Source organism: Mycobacterium sp. 1245805.9 (assembly GCF_001672915.1).
Classification (GTDB): Bacteria; Actinomycetota; Actinomycetes; order Mycobacteriales; family Mycobacteriaceae; genus Mycobacterium.
The window spans coordinates 1-6,063 of record NZ_LZKR01000099.1 but is presented as its reverse complement, the minus strand read 5'-3'; the positions used below and the strand labels follow the sequence as shown (position 1 = coordinate 6,063).

The following is a 6,063-nucleotide window of genomic DNA, read 5'->3' as shown; positions in this document are numbered from 1 at the left end:
CGGGGCGGCCGCGCCCCCGGGTCCGCCGCCGCCCACCGCGGTGCCGCCGTCGCCGGACGGTTCGACGACGCTGTCGGCGGCCAAGGCGGCCGCCCTGCAGGAGATCCAGGCCGCGATCGGCGCGGCGAAAGACGCCCAGAAGAAGGGCGATTTCGCCGCCTATGGCGCCGCGCTGCAGCGGCTGGACGACGCGATCAACAAGTACAACGCCACCAAGTAACTCGCCTCAATCGCCCGCGAGTGTGCGTGTCTGTACGGCGACACGCCGTAAACCGCGGCATTCTCCGCACGTTCGCGGCGCTAAGTGGTCTGCAGCCGACGGGCGACCTCGCCGTAGCGCTCGAAACGCTCCTGGGGCCCCTGCGCGTTGTAGAACACCAACCGCGTCGCGATCCCGCCGTACTTCTTCCGCAGCGCGTCGGCCAGGCCGTCCCACGTCGACTCGGTGGCGAAGGCGGCGATGTGCTCGTAGCCGATCTTGTCGTTGTACATCATCGCCACCCGGATCAACCGAGGATACGACGAGGCGGCGTCGCTGGCCCCCGGCGAGGCGTAGACGGGTTCGACGTAGAGCAGCCCACCCTGGCCCACCGGCAGCGTGAGCAGGTTGCCCCACCGGATCCGGTTCTGGTTGTCTCGCCCGATCACGCCCAGGTCCTGGGACACCGCCGGGTCGGTGGTGATCGCGTTGTTCGCCAGCTTCGGGCCGTTGACCTGACCCGGGATGGTCAGCACGGTGATCTTGCCGTACGTCGCCGGGTCCGAGCTGGCGCTGATGTAGGCGGCCAGGTAGTCGCGCTTGAACCGGTTCATCGCGCTGATCAACTGGTATGACGCCGAATTATCGTTCTTGGCAATGTTTTTCGCGACGATGTAGTACGGCGGCTGGTAGCTGCTGGCGGTGGGGTTCGGATCCAGCGGCACGTCCCAGAAGTCCGACGTGGAGAAGAACGTCACGGGGTCGTTGACGTGGTACTTCGCCAGCAGCATCCGCTGTACCTTGAACAGGTCCTCGGGGTAGCGGAGGTGTTCGGAAAGCTCGGGGGTGATGTCGCTCTTGGGTTTCACGGTGCCGGGGAACACCTGCATCCAGGCCTTGAGCACCGGATCCGATTCGTCCTGCTGGTACAGCGTGACGGTGCCGTCATAGGCATCGACGGTGGCCTTCACCGAGTTTCGGATGTAGGAGACCTTCTTGTCGGGCGCCAGGCGGTTGAACGCCACCTCGGTGGAGTCGGCGGTGGCGGACTCTAGGGAGGTCAGCTCCGAGTACGGGTAGTTGTCCAGGGTGGTGTAGCCGTCGATGATCCACACCAGTCGCTTGTTGACGATCGCCGGGTAGACCGCGCTGTCGGTGGTCAGCCACGGCGCCACCGCCTCCACCCGGCGCGCGGGATCCCGGTTGAACAGGATCTTGCTGTTGGAGCCGATCACGTTGGAGAACAAGAAGTTTCGCTCGGCGAACTTGGCGGCGAACACGCTGCGGGAGATCCAGCTGCCGATCGGCACTCCCCCGAGCCCGCTGTAGGTGTAGTTCTTGGTTTCGGCGCTGGTCTCGTAGTCGTATTCGCGGTCGTTGCCGTTCTTTCCGACGATCGCGTAGTCGGCGGACGTGTTGGAGATGACGGGCCCGTAGTAGATGCGCGGCTGGTCCAGCGGCGCCGGCCCGTCGGACACCACGCTGCCGTTGGCGCCGACGACGTTGACCAGAAACTCAGGGTAGCCACCGTTTTGGTTGGGGTCGTTGGCAATTCCGCGCACCGTGTTGGCCGGCGACGCGATGAAGCCGTTGCCGTGGGTGTAGACGCTGTGCCGGTTGATCCAGTCGCGCTGGTTGTCGATCAGCCTGTCCGGGTTGAGCTCCCGGGCCGCGACCACGTAGTCGCGCAACGCCCCGTTGCGGTCGAGGTAGCGGTCGATGGACAGCTGGTCGGGGAAGAAGTAGAAGTTCTTGCCCTGCTGGAACTGGGTGAACGCCGGGCTGACGATCGTGGGGTCGAGCAGCCGGATGTTCGAGGTGGTCGCGCGGTCGGCCGCCACCTGCTGGGCGGTGGCCTGCCCGTCGCCGGTGTAGTTGCGGTAGCTCACCTGCTCGGAGGTCAGGCCGTAGGCCTGGCGCGTCGCGGTGATGCTGCGGCTGATGTATTCGCTTTCCTTTTGCGCGGCGTTGGGCCGGACGCTGATCTGTTCGACGATCAACGGCCACCCGGCCCCCACGATGAGCGACGAGAGCAGCAGCAGGACCAGACCGATGGCCGGAATCCGCAAGTCGCGCAGCACGATCGCCGAGAACACGGCGGCGGCGCAGATCAGGGCGATCGCCATCAGGATCAGCTTGGCCGGCAGCACGGCGTTGATGTCGGTGTAACCGGCGCCGGTGAACGGCTTGCCGCCGCGGGTGTGCGACAGCAGCTCGTAGCGGTCCAGCCAATAGGCGACGGCCTTGAGCAGCACCAGCACACCGACCAGGCTGACCAGCTGGATGCGCGCCGAGCGGCTCAGCGCCCCGGTGCGGCCGGACAGCCGGATGCCGCCAAAGATGTAGTGCGCCAAGATGTTCGCCAGGAAGGCCAGGAACACCGCGACGAACATGTAGGACAGCAACAGCCGGTAGAACGGCAGCTCGAACGCGTAGAACCCGAGGTCCTTGCCGAACTGGGGATCCCTGATGCCGAACGTTCCGCCGTGGATGAAGAGCTGGACCCGCACCCAATAGCTCTGCGCGATGATGCCCGCCAGCAGGCCGACGGCCGCGGGAATTCCGATGCCCACCAGCCGCAGGCGCGAAACGACGACGGCGCGGTAGCGCGCCACGGGATCGTTGGTATTGCTCGGCACGAACACCGGACGGGCGCGGTAGGCCAACGCGAGCCCGGTGAACACGATGCCGCCGACAAGCAGTCCCGCGACCAGGAACACGACGATGCGGGTGACCAGCACGGTGGTGAACACCGAGCGGTAGCCGAGTTCGCCGAACCACAGCCAGTCGACATAGGCGTCGATCAGCCGCGGACCGGCGAGCAGCAAGACGATCACACCGAGTGCGATCAGGATCAGAATCCGGCTACGCCGAGTCAGCTTCGGCATCCGTGCGGTGGGCCGCATCCCCACTGGCTACGCTCCCTGATTTTGCTGGCCGGTGCTAGAGATTTTCTAGAACGGTCACAACTCTACGCATTGCCGCACGCTGGGTGTGGTCTGCTTGGGCGGTGCCAGAACAGAGCGGACGTGCCGGGCCGACGATCGGCAAGGCGGTGTGGACCGACGCGGACTTCGACGAGATGAGCTGGCACGACTGTGCCGTGCACGCCGTTGCGGTCGAGCCAGCGCCGCCGCATCCCGGCCGGCTGCTCGTCGACCTCGACTACATCGTCGAATGGGTGCGCCCCGAACCGCCGGAAAACACCTTCAGTTTCTGGCTCTGCCCCGCCACCCTGGTGTTCGAGGAGGCGTGGGACCTCGTCGGCGACATCAACCTGCGCGGGTTCAGCTTCGAGCTGTCGCTCGAAACGCTCGAAAGGTCCGGTCCCGACGAACACGGCGCGTTCGGGTGGACCCTCGTCGGCCATGAGTTCACCCTCGCGCTGTGTGCCGCCGGTTTCACCCAATACCTGCGCCGCCCACCCGTTCGCAGTCCGCAGCAGCGGCTCTCCGTCTCGGAACGCGGGGGGCTCAGCTTCGACCGGCGGGGTTACAGCGGCTAGCAGCTCGGCGTCTGGCCGCCGGACTTGATCGCGTGCAGCGCGTCCACCGCCTGGGCGAGGGTTTCGACCTTGACCAGGCGCAAGCCGGACGGGTTGTCCGAGGTCGCCTCGTAGCAGTTCTTCGCCGGCACCAAAAACACCGTGGCCCCGGCCGAGTGGGCGGCGGCCATCTTGTGGGTGATGCCGCCGATCTGACCGACCTTGCCGTCGACCGAGATGGTCCCGGTGCCCGCGATGAACGTCGACCCGGCCAGGTCGCCGGTGGTGAGCTTGTCGACCACCGCGAGGCTGAACATCAGCCCGGCCGACGGCCCGCCCACGTTGGCGAGGTTGAAGTCGACGGTGAACGGCGCCCACGGCGCGTCGAGCACCGCGACCCCCATGAAGCCGTAGTCACGATCCCTGTTCGTTCCCAGCGTAATTTGCGCGACCCCGGCGGGTTCGTTCTTGCGGCGATAGTCGATCGTGACGACCTGGCCTGGCTTGGTGCCCTTCAGGAACCCGGTGAACTGCTCGATGCTGGACACCGGGGTGCCGTTGACGGCGTCGATCGCGTCGCCGGACTTCAGCTTGCCGGCCGACGGGCCGGGGTCGGTGACGGTCGAGACGGTGACCGCGACCGGGTACTTCAAGAACCCCAGCGCGGCGTAGGCGGCGCTGTCCTCGGACTGCTTGAAGTCGGCGTTGTTGGCCTTGTCGACGTCCTCGCGCGACTTGCCCGGCGGGTAGACGAGATCGCGCGGGATGAGCTGCTCCTGTCCGGAAAGCCACAGCGTCAGCGCTTCCCCGAGGGTCAGGTCGTCGCGCTGGGACACCGTCGTCATGTTGAGGTGGCCCGTCGTCGGGTGCGTCTCGGTGCCCTCGATCGCGACCACCTGCTTGCCGTCGACCTCACCGAGCGTGTCGAACGTCGGGCCCGGGCCCAGCGACACAAACGGCACCGTCACCACCGCGAGCAGCACGCCGAAGGCCACGATCGGCACCAGCGCGACGATCAACGTGAGAATCCGCCTGTTCACGCGCCTACCCTATCCGGCGGCTGCTCGGCCCGTTCAGCTACGAGCGTGACCACAGATGGCGCGTGGCGCCCCCGCGGTGAGTACCGTTGACGTTATGCCTGACCTGCCATTCGGCTTCTCCTCCGGCGACGACCCGGACCGCGAGAAGAAAGATCCCGGTTCCGGCTCGGGGGGATCCGACCCGCTGGGCGCCTTCGGCATGGGCGGGGAATTCGGCATGGGCGACCTGGGGCAGATCTTCACCCAGCTCGGCCAGATGTTTTCCAGCGCGGGCACCGTCATGGCCGGCGGCAAGGCGTCCGGCCCCGTGAACTACGAACTGGCGCGCCGGGTCGCGTCGAGCTCGATCGGTTTCGTCGCGCCCGTTCCCGCCTCCACGACCAAGGCGATCGCCGACGCGGTCCACCTCGCCGAGACCTGGCTGGACGGCGCGACGGCGCTGCCCGCGGGCACGTCGAAGGCGGTGGGCTGGAGCCCCGGCGACTGGGTCGACAACACGCTGGAGACCTGGAAGCGGCTGTGCGACCCGATGGCCGAGCAGATCGCGACGGTGTGGGCGTCCTCGCTGCCCGAAGAGGCCAAGAGCATGGCCGGCCCGCTGATGGCGATGATGTCGCAGATGGGCGGCATGGCGTTCGGCTCGCAGCTCGGACAGGCGCTGGGGCGGTTGTCGCGTGAGGTGCTGACGTCGACCGACATCGGTCTGCCGCTCGGCCCCAAGGGGGTGGCCGCGCTCCTGCCGGACGCCGTCGACACTTTCGCCTCCGGACTCGAGCAGCCGCGCAGCGAGATCCTGACCTTCCTGGCCGCCCGCGAGGCGGCGCACCACCGGCTGTTCAGCCACGTGCCCTGGCTGTCCAGCCAGTTGCTGGGCGCGGTCGAGGCCTACGCCAGCGGCATGAAGATCGACATGTCCGGGATCGAGGAGCTGGCGCGCGACTTCAACCCCGCGTCGCTGTCCGATCCGGCGGCCATCGAGGAACTGCTCGGTCAGGGGGTTTTCGAACCGAAGGCGACGCCGGCGCAGAAGCAGGCGCTGGAACGGCTCGAGACGCTGCTGGCGTTGATCGACGGCTGGGTGCAGGTGGTGGTCACCGCGGCCCTGGGCGACCGGATCCCGGGCACGGCCGCGCTCAGCGAGACGCTGCGCCGCCGCCGGGCCAGCGGCGGGCCGGCCGAGCAGACGTTCGCGACCCTGGTCGGCCTCGAGCTGCGGCCGCGCAAGCTGCGCGAGGCCGCCGCCCTGTGGGAGCGGCTGACCGAGGCCGCCGGGGCCGACGCGCGCGACGCCGTCTGGCAACACCCGGACCTGCTGCCGGGCGCCGAGGACCTCGACGAGC

At 67.8% G+C, this 6,063-nt stretch carries 4 protein-coding genes and 1 pseudogene; 3 read left to right on the top strand and 2 right to left on the bottom strand.

What is annotated here, in order from left to right:
* Positions 1 to 220 (top strand): hypothetical protein (locus A9X00_RS14435; RefSeq protein ID WP_156772088.1); only part of this gene is annotated, 220 nt, incomplete at its 5' end.
* Positions 221 to 468: 248 nt separating this feature from the next.
* On the opposite strand, the pseudogene A9X00_RS14430 reads toward A9X00_RS14435, so the two are convergent.
* Positions 469 to 3,111, bottom strand: a pseudogene (locus A9X00_RS14430) (UPF0182 family protein); the annotation flags it as partial.
* Between the two features lie 98 nt (positions 3,112 to 3,209).
* Between A9X00_RS14430 and A9X00_RS14425 the strand changes: the two are divergent.
* Positions 3,210 to 3,704 carry a hypothetical protein gene (locus tag A9X00_RS14425; RefSeq protein WP_082975234.1) on the top strand — a complete coding sequence of 165 codons (495 nt, stop codon included), beginning with the start codon at positions 3,210 to 3,212 and terminating at the stop codon, positions 3,702 to 3,704.
* Here the strand turns inward: A9X00_RS14425 and A9X00_RS14420 are convergent.
* Positions 3,701 to 4,723 (bottom strand): PDZ domain-containing protein, encoded by a 1,023-nt coding sequence (locus tag A9X00_RS14420; RefSeq protein WP_067154289.1) that lies wholly within the window; start codon positions 4,721 to 4,723, stop codon positions 3,701 to 3,703. The genes A9X00_RS14425 and A9X00_RS14420 overlap by 4 nt on opposite strands.
* Positions 4,724 to 4,799: 76 nt before the next feature.
* On the opposite strand from A9X00_RS14420, the gene A9X00_RS14415 reads away from it, so the two are divergent.
* Positions 4,800 to 6,063 (top strand): zinc-dependent metalloprotease (locus A9X00_RS14415; protein WP_156772087.1); only part of this gene is annotated, 1,264 nt, incomplete at its 3' end.